Source organism: Bariatricus sp. HCP28S3_A7 (assembly GCF_052066375.1).
Classification (GTDB): Bacteria; Bacillota; Clostridia; order Lachnospirales; family Lachnospiraceae; genus Allocoprococcus.
This window is the reverse complement of sequence record NZ_JBQHSG010000023.1, coordinates 1-24561: the sequence shown is the minus strand read 5'-3', so window position 1 is coordinate 24561 and position 24561 is coordinate 1. Positions and strand designations below refer to the sequence as shown.

Below are 24561 nucleotides of genomic sequence, written 5' to 3'. Positions count from 1 at the left end.
GTAACAATTTGAATCTATTTTGCTGAGAGTCTGGCTGTTTGCCAGGCTCTTGCGTTATGAGCAAAATTATTTTCTGTGAATGATTTCTTCCAGTACTTGTTTGTCAATCTTCCCGGAAGCAATGGTGTGATCCAGCCACAGATTCAGGGAATCGATGGCAAGAGCCATTTTCGACAATTCATCTTTGATTCTAAGAAAATCAGGCAGTTCATCTTCCGAAAGTTCGCCGTCTACTGTTATTTCAATAAGACGTTCCTTCGCGTGCGACAGCCGATTCAATGTGGCTAGCATCTCCAGGGTAATCTGGGAGAGTTCTTTTGCATGAATCTCAGGTACATACTCGATTCCAATCGGGCATTCATGAGAGCAGAAATAGTTGCATAAAGAAGGATTTTTGTAGCAGTCTGCCATCGCAAGTACCTCTTCCGGATGCGGCAGTGTCCGTTCATTTTCGATTTTTTCAATACGGTCAGAAGAAATGAAGCCAAGTTTCTCGGCTGCTGCTTCCCGGGAATATTCCATATTTTCCCGGCTGATCTGATAAATATTTTTAATTTCTTTTGTTGATTTTCTTCCCATAATAAAATCCCCCCTAATTAATCTGATCCTGAAAATATTATATATGATATTGACAACGAAGGGAATTTATTTATTCTTAAGATTTACTTTATATCACCTCAAAAAAGGAGAAATAGATGATACTAATTCGCAAATGATTTTGTTTATTTGAAGGAAGGATTCAAGTATAATATGGGCATAATCTGGCGGAAAGGAGAATAGGAAGATGAGTATAGAACAGAGAGTCAGGATGTGCCTTATGATTGAGAGAATACACGAACAGAAAGATTACAGTAAGATACTTGGACTGGAAGAGAATTCAAAATTCCATGGGAAAAGAATCGCAGAAGAGGAGGATGAAGAACGATGTTAACATTCATATTTACAATTTTCATGTTTTTGATATTTGGAAAAATACTTGTTTTTGCGGTGAAAGCAGCATGGGGAATTTCAAAAATCATAGCCAGTGTTGTGCTGCTTCCGTTATTTTTAATCGGCCTTGTGGCAGTCGGCCTGATTAAAATTGCATTTCCGGTGTTGTTGATCGTGGGTGTGATTTCACTGTTTGCGCCGAAGCGTTTATAGGAAAAACGTACTGCTAAAAGTTATTTTTAAGTCTAAAAACTAATAAAAGGAGAATGAAAAATGTATCAGATTAAAAATTTTATGGAAAACGATGATGTGAAGGTAATTGATTCTTTGGGAGCATTTTCAGTGGTTGAGTACCAGCGCGACTTAAGTGTTATGCCGGAAACGGCAATGGAAGCATTTTATGCGAGCCAGATGAATGTTCGAAAAAGGCAGGTTGTCTGTGATGTCTCCAAATCGAATGTGACGGTTCAGGCAGGCGCGATGCAGTGGATGGTCGGGAATGTAAAGGCCACAACGGGAATCAAAGGCGTCGGCGATCTGTTCGGAAAAGCAGTGCGCGGTTCCGTGACAGGAGAATCGGCAATCAAACCGGAATATACCGGAGACGGAACATTGGTGCTTGAACCGACGTATCAACATATTTTGCTGTTGGATTTAAGCAAATGGAATGGTTCGGTTGTGCTGGATGACGGACTCTTTCTTGCATGTGAATCCTCATTAAAACACAAAGCAGTGATGAGGTCGAATCTGTCTTCCGCAGTTGCCGGAAATGAAGGATTATTCAATCTGGGTATTCAGGGAAACGGAATCGTCTGTCTCGAATCACCCTGCCCGAAAGAAGAGTTGGTGGAAATTACGCTGGATAAGGATGTTTTGAAAGTAGACGGGAACTTTGCTATTGCATGGAGTGGCAGTCTGGAATTTACCGTGGAGCGCTCCGGGAAAAGTTTACTCGGATCGGCAGCATCGGGAGAAGGGTTGGTAAATGTGTACCGCGGAACCGGAAAGGTGCTGCTTGCACCGGTCAGATAGTAACAAAGTTGCAGGTCTTGCATTGAACTTGTTTGTGGAGAATGATAATATGATATCAGACATTACAAATATCTGGTCTTGATGCGAGGAGAAAAGATTGATATGCCAAAGGGAACGAATCAGAAATTTAAATTATACCGGGTTGCACAGATCATGCTGGAGAGGACGGATGAAAATCACTATATCACAATGCCGGAACTTCTGGAGGCGTTAAGAGAGTATGATATCACCGCAGACAGAAAGAGCGTTTATTCGGATTTGAAAGATCTGGAAAAATTCGGGGTTGAGGTTGCGGGAGAGCCGGTGGGTAACCGGTACCATTATCACGTGATCGACCGTCCTTTCGAACTTCCGGAACTGAAGCTTCTGGTGGATGCGATCCAGTCTTCCAGGTTCATCACAGAACGAAAATCGAATGCATTGATCAAGAAGCTGGAAAAACTGGTCAGCAAATATGATGCAATGAAGCTGCAGCGCCAAGTATATGTATCCGGGCGAATCAAGACCATGAACGAGAGCATTTATTATACGGTCGACGCGATCCACAATGCGATTTCGGAGAATAAGAAAATCCGTTTCCAATATTTTCAGTGGAATGTAAAGAAACAGATGGAACTGCGCCATGATGGAGCTTATTATCAGATTAGCCCATGGGGACTTTCATGGCATGATGATAATTATTATCTGGTTGGATATGATTCGGAGGCCGGGAAGATCAAGCATTACCGTGTAGATAAGATGCTGCATATCCAAATGTGTGATGAAGCCAGAGAAGGGAAAGAACATTTTAAGAAACTGGACATGGCTGAATATGCTAAGAAGAGTTTTGGAATGTTTGGAGGAAAAGAATGTCAGGTCAAACTTCTGGTAGATAATGCGCTGGCGGGAGTTATCATTGACAGGTTCGGGAAAGATGTGATGCTTGTCCCGGTGGATGAGGAGCGTTTTACAGTGAATGTGAAAGTCTATGTCAGCGGGCAATTCCTCGGGTGGATCATTTCGCTTGGAGAAGGAGTGAAAGTGGTTGGACCGGATGATGTTGTGAAAATGATGAAAGAAGAGATTAAAAGGTTGACGCGACAGTATGTATAGGGGGGAATGTGGGAAGGGGACATAGCCACCCCTTTAAAGCAGATCAAGGAGCTTCTTGAGTTGCTTTTTATTGTACCGGGAAAAGTTTCGTGATAGAATTAAGGTATAAATTTTGCCGGTTGATTGGAGATGCCTGGAGCAACCGGGTAACACGGACAGGGATTTGCCTAAGGAGGATGATCGGAAATGAAAGATGTCATCATTATCGGAGCCGGTGTATCGGGATGTGCAGTGGCAAGAGAGCTCTCCAGATATGAACTGGATATTTGTGTACTGGAGAAGGAAAGTGATGTATGTGAAGGCACCAGCAAAGCCAACAGTGGTATCGTGCATGGGGGATTTGATGCGAAACCGGGAACACTGAAGGCGAAGCTGAATGTGCTGGGAAATCAGATGATGGATGAGATGGCGGAGAAACTGGATTTTCCTTTCCGGCGCAACGGGGCTATGGTCGTGTGTCAGAGCAAGGAAGAGATGGCGGTACTCGAGGAGCTGATGGAGCGCGGTAAAAAGAATGGAGTTGAGGGAATGGAGATGCTGAGCCGCAGTCAGGCGCTTCTTCTGGAGCCGAATTTGGCCGATACCGTATATGCAGCGATTCATATCCCCTCCAGTGGAATCGTATGTCCATTTGAAATGAATCTCGCCTATGCAGAAAATGCAGTGCAAAATGGAGTTCAGTTTCATCTGGAGACAGAGGTGAAGCAAATCGAGAAAATGGAGAATGGATTTCGTGTTCTGACCGATAAAGGAATGCTCGAAACACGATTCCTGATCAATGCGGCTGGAGTGTATGCGGACATATTTCACAACATGGTCAGCAGGGAAAAAATCCATATTACTCCACGCAGAGGGGAGTATTGTCTGCTGGATAAAAACGCGGGCAATTTGGTTGAACGTACGATTTTCCAGATCCCGACTCCAAAAGGAAAAGGAGTGCTCGTGACGCCGACTGTGCATGGGAATCTGTTGATCGGGCCTACAGCCGCCGATATTACGGATAAAGAAGGAACCGAAACAACATCCGATGGACTTGAAGAAGTTATGAAAAAGTGTACAAAATCCGTTAAAAATATCCCGAAACGGCAAATTATCACTTCGTTTGCAGGACTTAGGGCACATGAAGACGACGGTGATTTTATCATTCAGGAAGTGAAAGACGCAAAAGGATTTATCGATGTGGCAGGCATAGAATCGCCGGGACTTTCCAGTGTACCTGCGATAGGTGTTTATGTTCGCGATATTATGACAGGGCTCACAGAATTGTGCGAAAAGAAAAAATATTGTGAACATAGAAAGAGAATTACTCGCATTTCGGAGCTTTCAAGAGAAGAACAGAATGGTCTGATTCAAGAAAATCCGGCATATGGCCAGATTGTTTGCAGATGTGAGGGTGTTACAATGGGAGAAATCCTTGACGCGATCCACCGCCCTCTGGGAGCGACGACGTTGGATGGCATCAAGCGGAGAACGCGTGCAGGTATGGGACGGTGTCAGGCTGGATTCTGCACGCCTAAGAATATGGAGCTTCTTGCGGAAGAACTTCATCTGGAACTGAAGGATATACGGAAAACCGGAAGGAGGGATGCAAGATGAGAAGCTGTGATCTGGTTATTATCGGAGGCGGACCGGCAGGACTGGCGGCGGCTGTGGCGGCAAAGAAAAAAGGAATCAATGATATCCTTGTGATTGAACGGGACGAACGTCTGGGTGGTATTTTGAATCAGTGCATTCATAATGGGTTTGGCCTGCATACCTTTAAGGAAGAGCTTACAGGCCCGGAATATGCAGATCGTTTTATCCGTCAGGTGCAGGAGTTGGGGATTGTGTGTCAGACGAATTCCATGGTGCTGAACATCACGTCGGAGAAAAAAGTGACGGTTTTAAGTCGCACGGAAGGGATGCAGGATATCCAGGCTAAATCGATTATTCTTGCCATGGGATGCCGGGAGCGGCCGCGAGGGGCTCTGAACATTCCTGGGTACCGACCGCAGGGAATCTATACAGCCGGAACAGCGCAGAGGCTGGTTAATATGGAAGGATATCTTCCCGGAAAAGAAGTTGTGATTTTAGGTTCCGGGGATATAGGGCTTATTATGGCGCGCAGAATGACACTGGAGGGAGCCCATGTTCAGGTAGTGGCAGAGCTGATGCCATATTCCGGCGGCCTAAAGCGGAATATCGTTCAGTGCCTGGAGGATTATGGAATTCCTCTGAAGCTTTGCCATACGGTGATCGACATCAAGGGGAAACAAAGACTGGAAGGTGTTACGCTTGCGGAAGTGGACGAAAACGGAAGACCGATACCGGGAATGGAGGAAGAATACTGCTGTGATACACTGCTTTTGTCCTGTGGTCTGATTCCGGAAAATGAACTGTCGCAGGGAATGGGTGTCCGGATGAATCCGGTTACGAACGGTCCCGTTGTTGACGAAAGTTTTGAGACCAGCATTCCAGGGGTGTTTGCCTGTGGGAATGTACTGCATGTGCACGATCTGGTGGATTTTGTGTCAGAAGAAGCAAAATGTGCGGGAGAATGTGCAGCAGATTATATCCTGGGCCAGCTTGACAAAGCAGGAAAACGTGGAATTGCGATCGAGGTGGAAGGCGGAATTCGTTATACGGTTCCGGCAGAAATCTTGCCGGAACGCATGCGGGGGTATCTGAAAGTACGTTTCCGGGTGGGAAATGTATACCGCAATTGCTACATCAGTGTGTATTTGGATGAGAAACGGATTGTGCATAAAAGAAAACAAATTGTGACTCCTGGAGAGATGGAAGAGGTTATTTTAGAGAAGGAACAATTAGAAGGGGCCAGCCGGTCTGAGAAGATCAGGATTGTTTTGGAGTGCGGTGAAAAGCAGGATTGAGGTGAGCGGAAATATGGAGAAGAAGGTATTGACTTGTATCGGATGTCCCATGGGCTGTGAGCTTCAGGTAGAGATGGAAGGCTGCAATGTAATAAGTGTTTCCGGAAATACCTGTAAACGTGGGGATATTTATGCAAGGAAAGAAGTGACGAATCCGACCAGAATTGTGACGACGACGGTCCGTTTAAGCGGAGGCGGTGTAGTTCCGGTAAAGACGAAGGAGGATATTCCGAAGGAGAAGATCATGGACTGTGTCCGGGAATTGAAACAGCTTGTAATCGCAAGACCGGTTCAGATTGGCCAGGTGATTCTCGAAAATGCAGCCGGAACAGGAGTACCTGTGGTTGCAACTGCAAACAAAAAATAAGCGGTGGAAGGGGAGAAAAAACGGATGAAAAGGAATTCATACTATACTTCGGCGGATGGCGAGACGAGAATCCATGCGATTCTGTGGATACCGGAAGGAGAAGTCAGAGCGGTTCTTCAGATCAGTCACGGGATGGTGGAATACATCGGCCGCTATGAGCGATTCGCAGAGTATCTGAATGAATACGGAATCTGCGTAGTCGGAAATGACCATCTGGGACACGGAGAATCGGTAACTTCTGATGAGAAGCATGGTTTCTTTAAACAGCCAGATGGAAATGAATGTGTAATAAAAGATATTCATAAATTGCGATTATACATGGGAAAGCAATATCCGAATACTCCCTATTTTATGTTGGGACACAGCATGGGATCATTTTTGATCCGACAGTATATGATGCTGTATGGGGAAGGTCTTTCCGGAGTGATCGTAATGGGAACCGGGGCACAGCCGGAACCGGTTCTGGTTCTGGCGAAACTTCTTTGCAGAGCGATGGCAGCATGCAAAGGATGGGAGTACCGGAGTAAGCTTGTTGACCAGCTTGCATTTTCTGGAAATAACAAAAAGTTTGAACCTGCCCGGACGCCGCAGGACTGGCTGACAAAGGATGAAAAAATCGTTGATGCTTATCGGGAAAATCCGTGGTGTACGTTCACATTTACACTGAACGGATTCTATCAGTTGTTCCGGACGATTCAGTTTGTTCAGCGTAAAAAGAACATTCAGAAAATCCCGAAAGATCTGCCGCTTTTCTTTGTCGCGGGAAGCGATGACCCGGTGGGGAATTTCGGAAAAGGTGTCCGGAAGGTGTACGAGTCCTGTCTAAAGGCCGGGGCTCAGAATGTAGAATTAAAATTATATGAGAACGATCGTCATGAAATCCTGAATGAAACGGATTATATGGATGTATTTGAAGATTTGCGAAAATGGCTGGAAGAAAATTTTGAAAAATAATGCTTGAATTTTCAAAAGTTATGTGATATTGTAAATGCAATCTCAGAAAACATTCTCAAATTCGTTTCGTGTAAATGGCTGCACGATTTCTGAACAGATTCAGTTTTATTATTATATCAATTGATTCCATTTATCAAAATTATATTTATACAATATCTTTCATGGCGCACTTTTTTGTGCGCCATCTAAGGACAGAATCTTTTCTGTCTCAAATATCATATCGTTCATTCTGTATCGAATGAATACCACTTTAATATTTTAACAGGATATTGCTTTAAAGTGCATATCAAAACAAAGGAGAGTGCGAATGATTCGTAAAAGAAAAAGACAGATTTTGTCGAAAGGTCTGGCTTTCTTCTTCCTACTGACTCTGCTGTTGCAGACGGTTACGGTACGCGCCGGAGAACAGGATAGCTATCATTCAGATGTCCGGTGCAGCCTGACAATCGAATTGAAGGATCTGGGAACAAGGCCGGAACATACTGTCTTCGACATTTATCAAGTCGGAACGGTTGAGGCAGAGACATCCCTTCATTTTCGATTGCTGGACAGGTACCGGAAAACGGGGATCAATCTGAAGCGGATCCGTCTGGCGGAGGAACAGGAAGAGGCAGCCGCGAAGCTGACCGGTGTGTTGAATGAGGACACACTGGTTGCAGAGATGGAATCCGGAGAAAACGGGGTGCTTGCCATCGTCGATCTGGAACAGGGGGCTTATCTTGTCAGGCAGAAAGACCCTGCCGATTATGGAAATGTCGCGCCGTTTCTGGTGTTCCTGCCGTATGGAACGAGTGAGAAATGGGAATATGACCTGAAGGTTTCGCCCAAAGCGGAACGCCTGGAACAGGATAAAACGCCGCTGCCGGAAATGCAGATTCAGACACATGTCCTTCCGATCGAAACAGGGGATTCATCTGAAGAGGTGATCTATGTGTCGTTATCCGTGGGTATGCTGTGTATTTTAATTATTTTAGTAGAAAGGAAACAAAAAAGTTGAAAAGAAAAGTATCTTTGATGGTATTTGTTTTCTTCTATCTTAGCTGTATTGCTATTATGGATTACCCTTATCTGGCGCGCATATATAACGGCCGTGTTCAGGGAAAGGCTGTGACAGAATATGAAGAGACCATTGAAAAAATGGACCGGAACATGTGGCAGGAACAATTGGAGAGAGCTGAGAGGTACAACTGTTTCCTTGGCTCGGGAACGGAAGAGAGGCTGGAAGATCCTTTTGGAAATACATCTCAGAACCATCGAGAATATGAGGAACTTTTAAACGCGGGAAAAGAAGGGATTATGGGGTGGATCGAGATACCTCAAATACAGGTCACACTGCCCATTTATCATGGCACTTCTGAAAATGCACTCCAGAAAGGAGCAGGTCACCTGGAGGGGAGTTCTCTTCCGGTAGGCGGAACGGACACACATACGGTGATATCCGCACACCGGGGACTACCCAGCAAAAAGATGTTTACGGATCTGGATCAACTGGAAACAGGCGAGCTCTTTTACATTCATGTGTTTCAAAAGATCCTGGCTTATCGGATTACGGAAATAGAAACGGTAAGACCGGATGAAACAGGGCCTCTGGCAATCCGTAAAGGGGAGGATCTGGCAACACTGGTCACTTGCACACCGTATGGAATGAATACGCATCGGATGTATGTTCATGGGAAGAGAGTTCCTTTTGAGAAAATCACAGGAGAAAGCACCGGGACAATCGAGATGGAGAGGTGGATCCGGGAATACGGGTGGCTTTGCCTGTCCATTGTACTGATTGTATGGCTTTTGATTCTAATAATACGTTTTTGCGGAAAAAAGGAAGATGCAGTCAGAGCAAGAAAGAGAAGGAGGAGAAAGGTAAAAAAATGCGGGAAACAAAATCAATCTGGAAAAAAGTGACGGTAGCTCTTTTTGCGGTGTTTATTCTTGCGCAGGCTGTTCCAAGAATACTGTCCGCAGAAGATAATACGGCAAATTGGACACTGGATGTGTATTATGTGAATGAAACGTCCCTCTACGATACGAAGAAGACGCAGGATTTTACGTTGAAATATCAGATGGAGTTCCATACAAATCAGGATCTGGGGGAAGGAAGCGTAGAGATCCGGATTCCAAAAGTGTTGCTCACCTATCGGGACGGCACGGAAATTCTTCCGGCAGATATTGCCGTGCCGGCGGGAACACCGGAGAATCCGACAGATGGGAAGAATACGCCGTTTAATTACTATGAAGAAGAGGATGAACTGGTATTTTTCAATTATAAAGAGATGTGTTCCGGGTCAAATGCGGCATTTCAAGTATTGTATAAGAACCTGGCTGTCATGAACATTGTTGACATGACAGAATGGTCGCTGACACCCAGGATTCAGGTGACTACAGAAAATGACACAGAGACGGCTGAACTGAAGCCGCTTACGGGGCGTGTGGACACCTATGCATCACTTGGCAGTGTGACGAAAACAACGTATGTAAGCGGTCAGAGCTATACGCCCGGACTTTATACAAAAAAGCAGGCAGAAGCATTTCTTTCGGGAAAGCTTCCGGAAGAATACGAGGAACATTTTGAAAATTACAAATATGTAGTCTGGGAAGTAAAAGCAAATGGAAATGGTACACAGCCATTTACACTCAAAATGGAAGAAACACCGAAGACTGCGGACCAGACGGCAGGGAGTATTGTCGGTATTAAAGTAAAGCGGGGATTTACCGTGGTAAGTCCGATTGATTATTCGGCCGGCACGGTAGAAATACGGGCGTCAGGCAGGCAGGATTCCTGGTCCGGAAGTCTCTATGTAGTGACGGCATATCCGGCAGAGGCAGTCACGGATGGGACGGTGCTGAACAACGAGGCGGCGATGATACTGATGCCGATAGACGGAAAAGATCCAGAACAGAAAAAGACAGGATCGGCCTCATGGACTTACAAAGAATATGAGTGGATCTATCCGGGCGATATTCTGAATGTGAATAAAGAGCAGGATCAGACATGGGAGAGCTGGCTGGAAGTATTCCGGTATGCAAAGGCGAATCAGGAAGATAAAGGAGCATTTCCATTTTCGACAAAAAGTATATGCCGCGGGTATGGTTACACACATGAGCTTTCCGGAAGCGAGATGGGAACATATCGGGAGGGAAGCAGCTATACGGTCAGCACCTTTGACGATACCGTCTGCGCTTATCTGTCTCCCGAAAAAAATGCCAGAGCAATGACGGGAGAAGATTATTACTTCTCGGAAGTTAAGATCATACAGAAAGACCGGGGATATGATGTGTGGGAAAATGATTTTGAACAGCCGGAACAGAATGAGGATGTGGACCAGAAGCTGGCTGTTTATGCGGTCTTTGCAGACACGGATCCGCGGGGAAACGGGGAATGGGAGCATATCGCAGATGTCGGTTGGAATGAAGAAGGAGAGATGACTTATTCTTTTACAGAGGCGCAGCTTGCGAGAAAACCATGGAAAGTCAAGGCGGTACACCAAAGCATCAATTATCAGACGACATGCGAAATATATGTGCAACTTCGGCTACGCTATGATTCCCCGGTGATGGAGGAACTTCTTGCAGCAGATCCGGACCAGATTATTCTGAAAAACAGTTCCGGCGCCGAGGTGCTGCACGATGGCGGACAGTTGACGATGCAGGACGATGCGGCAATTAAGCTTTCCAAAATGCAGATGCATGCGGCAGCTTATAAGACGGCAAAGACGACAAACGATGTGGTAAACGGCAGGGCGCAGGTGGAATATTGCCTGACCGCACATGATGGCTACCTGGTAGAATCCAATGAGGATGCAGTATATTTGAAACAAAATGGCGTGAAGAGTCCCGGAAGAAAGCATCTGGTATTTTATGATCTTCTTCCATATGGGATGAGATTTGATCCTTCCGGAGAAGTGATCGCTGGGCGTCTCAAGAATCTGAGTTATTCCGGTGTGTACAATACACCACAAAGCTGGGATACCACACAGGTGGAAGTGGAAATGGATTCCGAGAGAGATGTGATTGAAAATTATAAGGGAACCGGGAGAACGATGGTAATCTTTCATTTGACATATCAAGGAACGGATTCCTCTGTGATGACAAGAAATTCTAATCAGTATACTTACTGGATGGAAGGCTGGGGCGTCAGCTTTCAGGCGTATTATGACTGGAAAGATGAGCAGGTCAGTCAGTCGGAAGCAAATATCTGCGCTTTTATGCCGGGGCAGGAGGATACAAAGCCGCTTCTGGGAACGCAAAGCGAAGTGGCCTGCGATGACGGAATCATCGTGCCGGAAGGATTTGAGGAGGATTATAAAAGTCTGGGAAGCGACATCAATCAGGACGGGATCACCAATATCCGCAATGTGCTTTACGCAAGAACACTTGCAACGGAAGACATTGCTCTGGCATCCCAGTCGGCTATCCAGAAGCTGGTCCGCGCGGATGAGGACCGTTTCGGGGTGTACCTGAAAAGCGCGAGAGTATCACCTTCGGGCGGCTATACCTATGACATAACGGTTACCAATACCTCTGCACAGCCGATGAGAAATATTGTGATTTTCGACAGACTGGAACATGCTGCATCCGACAGACGAGGAGTGCCGGAAGAGATCGATTTTGAAGATTCCTGGTGGTACGGGAGCTTTCGGGAAGTCGTTTTGGAGGGATTACAAAATCAGGATATTGCACCGGTCGTTTATTACAATGAAGATCGGGAAGCGGTGCTGCCCGAAGAGAAACAGTCTCCCGGGGAAGTTCTGACGACGGCGAATGGATGGTACTCAGAGGAAGAGTGGCAGTCACTTGGAAAGACAGCGGATGAGGTACGTGCGGTTGCGGTGGATATCAGCGATAAAAGAAATGGCGACGCGTTCATACTCGATTCGATGGAATCGGCGACATTTCAGATCAAGATGAAAGCACCTGAAAATACAGAAAACGGGGCTATTTATGCATATAATAATCCGGTTTTCTACTCTGTGACGGGGATGAATGGAGCAGAGAGTGTATATACCGTTAGCGGAAATTCCGTGAAAGTGTCTCTGGGAGGCAGCGGAATTCTGGAAATTGAAAAGCAGTTCGTGAAGGAGGTACCGGATGCCGTCAAAGCAGAGGAGTTTGAATTTTATTTAACAAGAATCGAGGATGATGCACCCAAATATGCCAATCAGGAATATCAGCTCTGGCGTACCAAAGACGATGGCACCTGGGAACAGGTGAATGGGATCCATGCTACGGATGCAAACGGAAAGCTTGTACTTCGGGCAGGAGAAAAGGCGGTATTTCTCCGGGTGAAAGATGTGGCACAGATTCGGGTGGAAGAGGAGGAAAATCCATTTTGGGAAGCTGAACAGACGGATGCGACCACCTCAGAAGATGGAATAGAAAAACGGGTAGTCCAGGTGAGAAATACCTATCGCCCGGTATTGTACGTGCAGAAGAAATTGCTGGCAGTTCCGGAGGGAGATGCGGCAGCGGAAGATATTTTCACATTCCAGCTCCTGGCAGATGGGGAGCCGTATGCCCATCGGGAATTCTGGTATGTGGACAGCGTGCGGACGGATGGCGGGATTCCGCAAAAGGTTACAGCGTCCGGGCAGAACGGAATCGGGAAAACGGACAGCGATGGAAGATTTCAGATCAAAGCAGGGGAGATTCTTGCGCTCTTTCCCGGAGATTGCGGGACCAAGTATACAGTAAAAGAATGTGTGGAGAAAGACGCGGATTGGATCTGCAAAACGGATACTGTTGAAGGGATTCTGCCGGTTCAGGGAGCTTCGGCGAGTATTACCAATATTTATCGGTGGAAAAATCTGTATCTGACAAAGCAGATCACCCATCAGGATGTAAATGCATGCACGCAGGCATTTACATTTCGTATCACCGATTCAGAAGGAAATCCTGTTGCCGGAAAGCACTGGGTATTACTGGAAGAAGGAGAGGAGACCAAAGCAGAGGGTATCTTGAACCCGGATGGAAGCTTCACCTGCGTATGCGGCGGAAAAACGGTGAAAATAGAAGGATTGGAGGCGGAACAGACCTATCTGGTGGAAGAAACAGTAAGCGGGGAGCTTTACGAGAAAGTCAATCCGGGGACGGACGAGATTACTATGCCGCTTTACAGCAGTAAGAAAGAGATGGTGATTACCAATGATTATCGGAAACGATCCTTCTCGGTGTCCAAACAAGTGATCTATGATGCGACGGATTCGCAGCAGGTTGCAGAATTGGAAGAACGGTTATTCACGATGACGGTGACGGTAAAAGGAGAACTCCTGAGTGAGTATCCATATACTCTTACGGAGCAGGGCGAGACGGTGGATGGAGATCACAGGACGGATGCAAATGGACAGTTCCGACTGAAGGACGGTCAGACGGCCATTTTTGAGGAAGCGGGCCTCCGGGGTGATGAAATCACCGTTACAGAGACGAAAGATGTGGATTATCCGCAGATCTATCCTCCTTCCCAAAAACCATGGGAGGGTGAGCTGGGAGATGATACAGAAATTATCATCATGAACGGAAAAAGCGGAGGGCTTCTGATCGGGAAAACATATGTCGGCAAGGATGATGATTCCAAAACATATGTGGAAGAAGTGAAGGCAAAGGCATCATCTGTAAAAAAGCACGCGGTGAAGATGGTGCTTCGCGTGACGGATAAAGGCGGAAATACATATCAGTGGCCGACCTCCAGCCAGTATGTGAAGTCCATTCATCCGGATGGCACCAGCGGGAGTATATTCTGGTCGAAGGCAAGTGATTCTTCGGATGGTGCTTTGACGATAGAACCGTGGGATCTGGTTTACCTGACCAGTAAACAGATGAAGGATATTGTGTCATATTCGCTGGAAGAGGTGGAAGAATCTCGGCACCAGATCCGTTACTGGAAGGACAATAAATGGATGATCATCAGTCAGGATACACCCAGGGGAAATCAGCCTGTTAAGGGAAAACTGAATGAGATGGCGTTTGCTTCGATTATCAATAAAGTAGAAACCATGGAAATGACCGGCAGTATGGCGCAGAAGCGTATGCAGATCGGAAGTGAAGAGGTACCTGAGGGAGCAAGGCTGGTATGGCGTGTGGAACAGTATGACGGAGCCGGATGGAGCCCGGCGGAAGGGACCGCGTATCTGTCCTTTGACGCGGCAGGCATAACCTGTAGCGAAATCCTAAAGACAGGAAAGGAAGGAAAGATTATATTGACTAAAACAGCGAATGAATTTCCTTATATTCAATTTTGTGAAGATCGGGTCTACCTGAACCAATATGGAAATGCATCAGAAGGAGATCTGAGAATTGTTGAATTGACAGAAGAATCGGATGAGAGCTGGGGATTTCTGGTGGGATACGGAACAGAGGAGAATCTTGTGGAGTACAGCTGGGATCTGGAGCCGGAACGGGCGATCGCTTTCGTGAACGGAAACTGTGATGCCGCTATGGATATAGAGAAGAAAATGGATGGAGCTTCCGATGAGATTTTTATTATGAATCTGAAACAGGTAATCTCGATTCGGAAGAATCCGGTGACAAAACCGGAAGACATAGCCGCAGAGCGGGCAGCAGCCGGCATTCCATATCGGATATATGACAGGAAAAGCGGAAAAGTGGAGGGTGAAGGAATAACCGGTGCAGAAGGAGAGATACAGATGAAGGCGGGCCAGTATGCCCGGCTGGAAGTCCCGGGCGATACCTTGTGGACCGTGTCCGAACAGGGGGAAGCGTCCTATGTACTTAGAAAACTGAGCGGGACTTCCGAGAAAAATACGGTCAAGCTCGGGAGGAACCGAATGCTGATCCGCCGTGAGATCCCGGAAGGGCAGATCGAGGAAATCATCCTTACACAGGCTATGGTGAATCAAGGCGTGGTTGACGCATCCACCCGTCAGAAGGTGAAGCTGAACAGCGGGGATGTTGTGATACCGAAAATGATCTTAAAGGATGGAAAAGTGTATGTTGTGGCAGGAATCGGAGAGAAAGCATTTTACAGAAATAAGAGTATTACCGGAATTACGTTCCCGGATACGATTAAGACTATAGGAGATGACGCATTCTACCTTTGCAGAGGGCTGGAAAGCGATCTGGTTTTGCCGAAGGCACTTAAGTCGGTTGGAAACCGGGCTTTTATGGAATGCAATTATATGACCGGAGAACTGGAGATTCCGGAAAGTGTCGTGACCATAGGCGAATCCGCATTTTCGGGCTGCAGATCTCTTACGGGAGAACTGAAAATACCGGAAACAGTAAAAGAGATAGGAAGCGATGCCTTCGGAGCCTGCATGGGATTTACCGGAACGCTTGTTATGCCGGGGAGCGGTACAGTTATGGGAGAACGGGTGTTTAACAATTGCCATGGAATTACAGAGGTTGTTATTCCGGAGGATATCACACGGATTGAAACGCGGACTTTCTTTGCTTGTAAAGGATTGAAAAAGGTATGGCTGACCGATCAGATTACCAGTATCGGAGATTACGCGTTCGCTTCCTGTGAAGTCCTAGAGGATCTGAAAATAGGAAATCATCTGGAGACGATAGGGGGAAGGGCTTTTCACAGCTGCTATGGGTTGAAAGGCCAGCTGAATCTGCCTTCCAGTATTCAGACCATTGGGGAAAGTGCATTTTATGATTGTACTGGACTTACCACGATCTATATTGACAGGCCGAAGGATTCTGTTGAAGGTTCTCCGTGGAATTTTCCGAAAGGAAAGGTAGGGATACTATGGAAAGAATAAGAATTCTTACTGTAAAAATAATGATGTTCTGTATCTTGATCGGTTCCTGCCTGGGGATGATGGTTGTGTTTGTACAGGCCGAAGAAGATATACCGGGAGTGATATTTGAAAACAGCAGGAATGAGGCACCGGATCTGTACATTAAAAAACAGGTGAAAACCGCCATGGAAGGATATGATCCGCCGGAAGATCAGGAATTTTCCTTTGTATTGAAGCTGGATGGAGAACTGGCGAAAAGGTTGGAATATAGAGTGTTTGATAAAGAGGATGAGGAAATCTTTGATCGGGATATCCTGGGGAACCGAAAACGATTTCAGACGGACCGTTCCGGAACGTTTGCACTGAAGGCGGGCCAGACGGCATTGTTTGAATATGTGGGTTCGGGAGTCAGGTATGAAGTGACAGAGCAGCCGGCCGAAGATTACGTTCAGATCCAGCCGCAGGGAGAAAGCGCTGCGGTCGGAACGGTGCCGCCTTCCGGAGCATATGTGAATTTTGTGAATCTTTATATTACCAAAAGTGATCGGGATACGGCAAATCTGATGATTCAAAAGAGTATTTCCTTTCCGGAGGGGTATGAAATGCCGGAAACGCCCTGGTTTTCCTTTCAATTACAGCTGGATGGCCGGAAATTCTCTTTGGAACAATATGAAATACATGATTCAAGAACGGATGAACTGTTGGATAAAGGAGTAACGGATTCGGAGGGCATATTTAAGATAAAAGGCGGATGCACGGCTGTATTTCGGGAGATACCGACGGATATAGATTATCTGGTTACCGAGAAGCCGGAAGACGGATGGTACAGCACCAAAGAGACCTCTTTAGAAGGAACGGTCACTGCGCCCGGAACGATTGTAAATTTTAATAACAAAAATGTTTCTTTTGCAGTCAGTAAAGAAGTAGAAGGCGGTGAGTCGACCGAAGAATTCCGGTTTCTGCTTACGAAAGCCGACCGGACTGTCTGGGCGGACGCGGCATATTATCTGTATCGGACCGTGGATGGAAAACTTGTTGATGACCTGGTTCATCAGACCGAAAAGGATGGAAGCTTCCTGATGTGTCACGGACAGACGGCTGTTTTTATCGGCGGAGAGCCGGGAACAATTTACAATGTTTCGGAAATTGCGAATCCGGACTATGTTCAGGTGCTGCCTGCAGATTCCAGAGGATATACAGATAAAATGGTTTTTGATGGTGTGGAAGTGCTTCCCTTTATAAATAGGAAGGAATCGAATGCGGGGACCTTAAGTGTGACGAAAGTAGTTGAAAATGTGAAAGGAACAGCGGCATTCGCACAGGATGAATTCGGTTTCCTTTTATATAGGAAGAAACTCAGTGAAAATGAGCAGGAATCTGTCTATGAACCTGTGAAAAATGCGGATTTTGTAATCAGCTCGGGCGATACGGAATTGACCGGGCAGACCGATGCAGAAGGAAAGTTTACCATCAAGGCTAACGAGACGGTGAGATTTACCGGACTTGATTATGGAGAATATAAAGTAGAAGAATCGCAGCTTTCCATTGAATATGTGGCGAAAGATGGCCAGAAAGTTCAGGAAGGGATTTTGACGGAAGAGGGCTTGCAGTTTACATTTGTAAATCTGTATTTGTGTAAAGAACTCGATCTGTATCTGACTAAAAAAACTACAGATGGACAGCCACTGGAAGGTGCATCCTTTATGCTCTATCGGGATGCGGCGCTTACCAATGCGGTAAGGGAGGAGCCTTTTGTGAGCGGAGCGGATGGCATGGCAATTATTTCTGATTTAAAGGCAGGAACCTATTATTTGAAGGAAATCCGGTCACCGGAAGGATATCGGCTGTGGGAAAACCCAATCAAAATCGATGTTATGCGTGTAGGGGCAAATATGGAAGTGACGGTTGATGACAGCCTTTTGGGAACGGATGAAGCGGGGCAGATTTATACGAAGCTGTATCCGGATCGAGATGATGAAGCCTATATTACCGTTTATAACAGCAGAAATTTTATGCTCCCGATGACAGGCGGAACAGGTGTATTCCTGTTCACGTCACTTGGTATGCTGGGTCTTACGATTGGCACATTACTCTATAAAAAGCAATGTTCTCATCGTGCAAATCAGTGAGGATGTTGTTTGAAAATAAAAGAAAAGGAGAAGAAACAATGATGAAACAAATGACAAGAAACAAAGAGGCAGGAAGGAAAAACAAGAAAAAAAGCATGCAGTGGGCGGCTGCGGTAATGGCACTTGCTCTGACCGGAATGAATGCGTCCGAAATGGCGGCGATGATACCGATGCAGGTAAAGGCTGCCGAGACAGCCAATTCCATCATCGACGGAACGCAGACGACGGGGAGCCTGGTCATCAAGAGAATGAGTAAGGAGACAGGGCAGGCGGTTCCGATTGGCGGTGCCAGATACTCCATTTATAAAATCATGAGCTTGATTCCGGGAAGTACAGTGGGAGAATTTGCATCATTTGAGAAAGTAGCAGCGTATCAGGACGTACTTAAAACGGTTCAGCCTGATGAATTGTTCGGCAGTTATTCGGCTGCAGAACTGGATGCACTTGCGATACGACTGGAGCAGGCTGCCGCAGAGCAAACGCCGACTGCCTCCGGGATTACTGCAGAAACAGACGGAACCTATACCTTTGAGAATCTGGCACTTGGTTATTATCTGATAGTAGAGACGAAAGCGCCGGACGGTTATGTGGCAGGAAAGCCATTCCTGGTGTCAATTCCCTCAACCGATAATTACCAGAGCAATGCGGCAGGAACAAAATGGGTCTATGATGTGGCAGTTGCTCCGAAAAGCGCAGAAATATCCATTGATAAGAAGCTGGCGGACTCTGAAGACGGAAGTGTGAAAGAAGGAGACTACGTACAATATGTCATCGAAACTTCGATTCCGGAATATACAGAAGATTACACCAACCCGAAATTCATAATCAAAGATACGATGAGCGACGGACTGGAAATTCTGAATGATACCACACACCCTGTTACGATCAAGATAGACGGGATCCCGATCAGCGCATCATTAGATACCTATGCATTCACGGCAGAAAACAAGACCGGCACAGCGGAAGATCTAAGCATACAGTTCCAGCCGGATTATATTAAGCAGAACCTTGGGAAAGCTGTGGAAGTGACTTATTTTGCCAAAGTGAATGACAAGGCAGTGATGGGAATCACAGGAAATTCAAACCAGGCTGTCCTTGAGTATCACAACAAACCGGGAACAGATGCCCAGGCCGAATCGGCTGAAATCAAAGTCTACAGCTTTGGCATCGAGGTGGAGAAATTTGCAAAACCATCTGCTGCCCTGGAAGGAGCCGTGTTTGAGCTTTACTCGAACGAGAATCTGTCCGCAGAAAACAAAATCGGGACAGCAACTTCGGACGAAGACGGAAAGCTGCAATTCTCCCGTCTTGATGAAGGAATCTATTATCTGAAAGAAACACAGTCACCTGCAGGCTATACTCTGCTTGCAAATCCAGTCAAAATTGAAATTACAGCATCCGAAATGAATCAAGTTGCAACAGGCACATTTACACTCAAAGTGAATGATAAAGAAATAACAGCGACAGATGGATCATTCGTGACAAAACTTAATACGGATTCCGGTATTTCCACGGTTGCGGTGGAGAATCAGAAGGGCTTTTCGCTGCCTGAAACAGGCGGGATTGGCATCATGATCTTTCTGGGAATAGGAATTGTGGGAATCTTGATCCTTTCCGGAATTATGGTTAAAAAGATGAAACTTTGATGGCAACTGAAAGCCGACTATGTTAAGCTGTTTGAATATGTAGTTCCCCGGATTATGAAACAATATGCCGGAGATACCTTTTACTGGCCGTTTGCCTCCTGGTCTTCCATCAATTATTTTGGAAGGTGGAAGGCACTTCAATACATGGCACGCCGCTTCTTCGCGCCGATGATGGCAAGTTTTGTAAAAGAAGAAAAAATTCTAAGCCTGTTTGTGGAAAATGAGACGGCATTTCCGGTTTGAGGACGGAAATGTAGTAAAACAGGTGGAGACACTTTTGCCTTATAAATATCTGGATTTGAAAAAGCCGAAGATTGAGGTGCAGGTGCAGGAAAAAGAGGATGCGTATATTTTGCAGGTGACAAGTGACGTATTTGCACCGTTTGTAGAGCTGGACTTTGAGGATGCGGATGCGATATTCAGTGACAATTATTTTCATTTGACAGGTGAGATGCGTGAGGTGGTGCTTCGGAAGAAGGATGTTCGAAATGGGAATTTCACGGATGCTATGGAACTGCAAGAAAGGTTGAGGGTGCGGAGTCTTATATAGGTTCGGAAATATAATGATTGTGTATTTTCCTATCTGCATCTACGTTTTGAGGAGATCCATCCCTTTGCCGATGGTAATGGGCGTGTGGGAAGAACGCTTCTGAATTATTATCTTATGACTCATGATTATCCGCCACTGATTCTTTACAGTGAAGATAAGAGGACATATTACATGGCGTTGGCTGTTTACGATAAAACGAGGAAGATACCCGGTTTTATTGAGTTTTTAAAAGAGCAGATGGTGAAGACGTGGGAGAAAAAGAAGAGGATGCCGGTAAAGTTGAATATGTTTTTGTGATGAGGTATGAAATTTGACCGATCTTGTTCTGCCTGATTTTGCAAAAAACGTGCCGTGACAGGAAATACAATCTTGTCACGGCACGTTTTGAATTCTTATTTCTTAATCTGATTCAACTGTTCATTTAAAGCCAGAAGCTGTTCTTTCGTCACGGTCAGGCCGGTCATTCCTGCCATGCTGATCATGCGAAGAAGGGTAAAGCTTCCGAGCATCTGCATAGTAGCTTCATTAAGCATGGAAGCTGCCTGCTGCCCGCCTGCCATCTGTTCCATCATAGCGGCAAAGAGCGCTTTTCCGCCTTCGGTTTTCAGAATATCCTCCAGTTTATCATTCAGTGAGAGATATCCCTCCGGTGCAGTAATATCGAACCAGTTCAGGATGGCCCCCTTTTCTTTCAGACGGTAGTCTTCATTGAATACTTCCACCTTGCGAAGGAAACTTTCATCTTTACATTCCCCTGCAATCGCCGTCAGCGTTGTTCCGCCGTTATTCGGAACTTCAAAATAGAAGAAATGTTCCGGTGAAGTCTGCTTTCGAAGGCTGACTCCGTTTGCAAACAGTTCGACTTCCGGCTGGTTGGAGTAGACGGTTACCTTTGTCACATCTTCTACACGGTCCACATATCTCTTGCCGCAGATGTGAACGAAAGGATCCTCGGATAACCATGCCTTGTAAGCGTAGAAGGAATCCTTTTTATATTTGCGGTCAAAAGTGATAAGGCCTTTGTGGTTCTGTCCGTTTTCACCGCCTTCGTTGCGGGAATCTGCTCCGAAGTCAAACATATTCCATACGTGGGTTGCCCACAGATATTTTCTGGTGTAAAGCTGTTTGATCAGTTCTTCATGGTAATATGCCTGATATTCTTCTGTGTAATCCCCCTGATCCGGATTGGAAGTATGCCAGTTCAGTGCTTCGCAGCCGTACTCGCTGCAGCCGATCGGAATGTTCGAATGTCTTTCGTGGAAGTTATCAAACCACGGCCCGTTCATAGAAGTATTTCCGCCGTACCATCCGAAATAGTGGTTGTAGGATACTACGTCCGGGATCTGGATGTACGGATCGTCTATGCTGCAGGTGGAAAGACATGCGATGGTGGTCAGGCGTGTCTTGTCCATTTCGTGAACCAGATCATTCAGGATCCGATGGTTTTCAAGAAGATCCTCATCGGACTCGCCGCCCATAGTGATCTCATTGGACAGTCCCCACACAAAGATGGACGGATGATTGTAATTCTGTACGATCAGTTCCTTCATCTGGGAAATGGTGTTCTCGCGTCCTTTCGGCATGTGGGTGGAGATGTACGGAATCTCTGCCCATACGACCATTCCCCTCTCGTCACAGAGATCGTAGAAATACTGGTCATGCTGGTAGTGAGCCAGACGGATGGTGGTCGCTCCGAGTTCGCAGATCAGATCCATATCCTCTTCGTGATGCTCCGGAAGCAGGGCGTTTCCGATTCCCCATCGGTCCTGATGGCGGGATACGCCGCGCAGTGGATATTCCTTGCCATTTAAAATGAATCCGTTTTCCGGATCGATCCGGAAGGTCCTGCATCCAAAACGTGCGGACACATTGTCAAGATCCGTTCCGTTTTCTTCCAGCACAGCTTCTGCCGTATAGAGATACGGGTCTTTTCTTCCGTTCCACAAATGTACGTTTTCCAGCGTAAATGAAACGGCAGTATCGGCGCATGTTGTCTCGGCAACGACATTTCCCTCTGCGTCTTTTATCGTATAGCGGATCTGCTGGGCATCTGTTCTATTTGTCACGAATACTTCTACATTTACATTTGCAGATGTTCCGGTAACCTCCGGTGTTACCTGGATGCCGGGGCCGCCGAAGTAATCCAGATCAAAATGGGAACTGCTTACGGCAAGGATATTGACATTCCGATACAGGCCGCCGTAGAATGTGAAGTCCGCGTGCTGTGGATAGACGGTGTCATTTACACTGTTATCGACTTCGATTACGATCAGGTTTTTGGCTTTCAGAGCGTCCGTGATGTTGACTCTCCAGGTGGAGTATCCGCCGTCGTGACTTGCCAGCTTCCTGCCGTTCACATAGACGGAAGCAGAAGAGTTGGCTCCGCAGAGTTCCAGATAATACAGGTCTGCTTCCGGAAATTCTGATTTTTCAAGTTCTTTTGCGTAAAATGCGGTTCCGCGATACAGGTCATTTCCGCCGTCCTGGCCGTCGATCGCGTTCCAGGTGTGCGGGAGATTGACCCAGTACCAGCGCTCGGGCATCCGTTCCGGTACGCTGTCTGCCTCTTTGGAAAATGCCCATTTGGTATTAAAATTCAGAATCTGTCTCATGTTATATTCCTCCTAATTGGCGCTTTGTTTCTCCTTTAGAATCTCGATGTTTTCCAGTACTTTTTTCTTGCCCAGCGGATAGATGAAGATCAGGCTGAGTCCAACAATTAAGTATAATACAGCAGGAATCAAGGTTGCAATATTGTAAATACCCTGTACAACAGCTTCGGTCTGCACCTGGGCCGCAGAATCGAATCCGATCCATCCGAGAGCCCATCCTCCAAGCCCTCCGGCAACGGCCTGTCCCAGCTTACGCGCAAAGGAATATACCGCATAAACGGTTCCGTCCTCGCGGCTTCCGGTGCGGATTTCCTGGTCGTCAATGATGTCGGTGATGAAGGCCCACATGATCAGGTTGAACACGCCGAACCCAAGGAAACCGATGACATTGATGATAATGTAAGTCCACATGGACCTGGTCCGCATAAGGAACAGCAGGAAACAGGCAGCTGCGCCGCTGAGACTTCCGAAGATACCCAGTTCTTTCTTCCCGAACTTACGGCTGAGCGGGACAGCGACCGGTGCCAGAATGATACCGGGCAGCATGCTGACTGCATTCATGACCATCACGCCGCTCTTGTCCTTGAAATAATCGATGAACAGATATTGGTTGATGGACTGATTCAGGATCTGGGCTGCAAGGATACAGATGGAAGCGATGACAATACCAATCAGTGCGCGGTTGGTGATCAATGTTTTTACCGTATCAATAAATCCCACCTGCTTTACATTCTCTGCAGGAACAGCTTTTACACGCTCGGTTGTCATAAAATAACAGACGAGGTAGCTGGCAATAGAAAGAATAGAAAATACAAGGGCAACGATCGGGAAAAGTTCGCCTTTTACAATCTGATTCCCTGCCGCGTCGGAAGCATACAAAATGGCCGGAGCGCCGATGCCCACAGCAATATTTGCGACTACAGAACCAAGGCTTCGGAAGGTAGAAAGCGCTGCACGGTCATCTGCTTCCGGACTGATCAGAGAAGCCATGGAACCGTAAGGAATATTGATCGCGGTGTAAAAAATGCTACCCCAGAGAAGGTAGGTGGCAAACATATAGACGATGCGCAGCGTCATCGGCGCGTTGACCATGGAAGTCTGATACATCAGGAAACTGGCAAGTGCCACCGGTCCGCACATGCGGCGCAGCCATGGTTTGAATTTCCCGTCTTTTGCAGGCTTTGCCTTGTCGGCAATACGTCCCATCGTTACGTCGGTAAATGCATCAACGACCCTTGCTACAACAAACAGGGTTCCTACAAGCCCCGGGCTGATTCCAAGTACTTTTGTGTAGAACACCATCAAAAATACACTGGCAAATGTGAATGTGAAGTCGTTACCGAGGTTACCGATCAGGTAGCCGACCTTGTCCCGCCAGCCAAAGGGACGAATCTGTTTTTCTTTGCTCATTCGTTTTCTCTCCTTTGTTTAAAGATTTATTTGTAATGCTTATCCTAAAGGATATCCGAAATTCCAGTGAGTAATATTTTTGCTGAATTTGTAATATTTTTATATTATGTTGAAAAATAATAAAATATATACAATAATTGGAATGTAAGACAAAATATGGGTAGTGTCAAGTAATCTATGAAAAACTGGGCCGAAAAAAACAGGCTCAAACGAACCTTGAAAATTGCAAATATATAAGACGGAAGGCCCTCCGGGGGCTCAGGGCGCTGC

Annotated in this window: 19 protein-coding genes; 16 read left to right on the top strand and 3 right to left on the bottom strand. The window is 46.3% G+C overall.

Annotated features, from left to right (window positions below; all coding sequences use genetic code 11):
- Positions 1–66 precede the first annotated feature (66 nt).
- Positions 67–579: a helix-turn-helix domain-containing protein gene (locus ACTNA4_RS12790; RefSeq protein WP_427820482.1), complete on the bottom strand. Its 513-nt coding sequence runs from the start codon at positions 577–579 to the stop codon at positions 67–69.
- 205 nt (positions 580–784) lie between these two features.
- Here ACTNA4_RS12790 and ACTNA4_RS12785 point away from each other — a divergent pair, with 205 nt between their 5' ends.
- The 16 genes from ACTNA4_RS12785 (at position 785) to ACTNA4_RS12710 (ending at position 20566) form a co-directional block, all read left to right on the top strand.
- Positions 785–931 carry a hypothetical protein gene (locus tag ACTNA4_RS12785; RefSeq protein WP_427806013.1) on the top strand — a complete coding sequence of 49 codons (147 nt, stop codon included), beginning with the start codon at positions 785–787 and terminating at the stop codon, positions 929–931.
- Positions 925–1143 carry a hypothetical protein gene (locus ACTNA4_RS12780; protein WP_441017977.1) on the top strand — a complete coding sequence of 73 codons (219 nt, stop codon included), beginning with the start codon at positions 925–927 and terminating at the stop codon, positions 1141–1143. The genes ACTNA4_RS12785 and ACTNA4_RS12780 overlap by 7 nt, the downstream gene beginning before the upstream one ends.
- Before the next feature lie 60 nt (positions 1144–1203).
- Complete coding sequence (locus ACTNA4_RS12775) at positions 1204–1962, top strand: AIM24 family protein (RefSeq protein WP_441030438.1); 759 nt, start codon at positions 1204–1206, stop codon at positions 1960–1962.
- A gap of 102 nt (positions 1963–2064) precedes the next feature.
- Positions 2065–3054, top strand: coding sequence for a helix-turn-helix transcriptional regulator (locus ACTNA4_RS12770; RefSeq protein WP_427806010.1), 990 nt, complete (start codon positions 2065–2067; stop codon positions 3052–3054).
- Between the two features lie 186 nt (positions 3055–3240).
- Positions 3241–4650 carry an NAD(P)/FAD-dependent oxidoreductase gene (locus tag ACTNA4_RS12765; protein ID WP_441030435.1) on the top strand — a complete coding sequence of 470 codons (1410 nt, stop codon included), beginning with the start codon at positions 3241–3243 and terminating at the stop codon, positions 4648–4650.
- Positions 4647–5924 (top strand): NAD(P)/FAD-dependent oxidoreductase, encoded by a 1278-nt coding sequence (locus ACTNA4_RS12760; RefSeq protein ID WP_441030433.1) that lies wholly within the window; start codon positions 4647–4649, stop codon positions 5922–5924. The genes ACTNA4_RS12765 and ACTNA4_RS12760 overlap by 4 nt, the downstream gene beginning before the upstream one ends.
- Before the next feature lie 13 nt (positions 5925–5937).
- Positions 5938–6291 carry a DUF1667 domain-containing protein gene (locus ACTNA4_RS12755; protein ID WP_441030432.1) on the top strand — a complete coding sequence of 118 codons (354 nt, stop codon included), beginning with the start codon at positions 5938–5940 and terminating at the stop codon, positions 6289–6291.
- A gap of 24 nt (positions 6292–6315) precedes the next feature.
- Complete coding sequence (locus tag ACTNA4_RS12750) at positions 6316–7245, top strand: alpha/beta fold hydrolase (protein WP_441030430.1); 930 nt, start codon at positions 6316–6318, stop codon at positions 7243–7245.
- Between the two features lie 307 nt (positions 7246–7552).
- Positions 7553–8242: a hypothetical protein gene (locus tag ACTNA4_RS12745; RefSeq protein WP_441030428.1), complete on the top strand. Its 690-nt coding sequence runs from the start codon at positions 7553–7555 to the stop codon at positions 8240–8242.
- On the top strand, positions 8239–9147 hold the full coding sequence (locus ACTNA4_RS12740) for a class C sortase (protein WP_441030426.1): 909 nt from the start codon (positions 8239–8241) through the stop codon (positions 9145–9147). The genes ACTNA4_RS12745 and ACTNA4_RS12740 overlap by 4 nt, the downstream gene beginning before the upstream one ends.
- Positions 9114–15965, top strand: a complete 6852-nt coding sequence (locus ACTNA4_RS12735; protein ID WP_441030424.1) for a leucine-rich repeat domain-containing protein — start codon at positions 9114–9116, stop codon at positions 15963–15965. Before ACTNA4_RS12740 ends, ACTNA4_RS12735 begins: the two co-directional genes overlap by 34 nt.
- The gene (locus tag ACTNA4_RS12730) at positions 15953–18073 is read left to right on the top strand and encodes a DUF7601 domain-containing protein (protein ID WP_441030422.1); all 2121 of its coding nucleotides are present in this window, start codon (positions 15953–15955) and stop codon (positions 18071–18073) included. Before ACTNA4_RS12735 ends, ACTNA4_RS12730 begins: the two co-directional genes overlap by 13 nt.
- Positions 18074–18111: 38 nt before the next feature.
- A complete protein-coding gene (locus tag ACTNA4_RS12725; RefSeq protein ID WP_441030420.1) occupies positions 18112–19719 on the top strand; it encodes a SpaH/EbpB family LPXTG-anchored major pilin in 1608 nt (535 codons plus the stop codon).
- Positions 19720–19773: 54 nt separating this feature from the next.
- Complete coding sequence (locus ACTNA4_RS12720) at positions 19774–19962, top strand: hypothetical protein (protein ID WP_441030418.1); 189 nt, start codon at positions 19774–19776, stop codon at positions 19960–19962.
- Between the two features lie 34 nt (positions 19963–19996).
- The gene (locus ACTNA4_RS12715) at positions 19997–20269 is read left to right on the top strand and encodes a glycoside hydrolase family 2 protein (protein ID WP_441030416.1); all 273 of its coding nucleotides are present in this window, start codon (positions 19997–19999) and stop codon (positions 20267–20269) included.
- A 33-nt stretch (positions 20270–20302) separates the two neighbouring features.
- Positions 20303–20566 carry a Fic family protein gene (locus tag ACTNA4_RS12710; RefSeq protein ID WP_441030456.1) on the top strand — a complete coding sequence of 88 codons (264 nt, stop codon included), beginning with the start codon at positions 20303–20305 and terminating at the stop codon, positions 20564–20566.
- 95 nt (positions 20567–20661) lie between these two features.
- Here the strand turns inward: ACTNA4_RS12710 and ACTNA4_RS12705 are convergent, their stop codons facing one another.
- Entirely contained in the window at positions 20662–22881 is a 2220-nt protein-coding gene (locus ACTNA4_RS12705; RefSeq protein ID WP_441030414.1) for a glycoside hydrolase family 2 protein, read from the bottom strand.
- Positions 22882–22893: 12 nt separating this feature from the next.
- On the bottom strand, positions 22894–24291 hold the full coding sequence (locus ACTNA4_RS12700) for an MFS transporter (protein ID WP_441030412.1): 1398 nt from the start codon (positions 24289–24291) through the stop codon (positions 22894–22896).
- Positions 24292–24561: the final 270 nt, after the last annotated feature.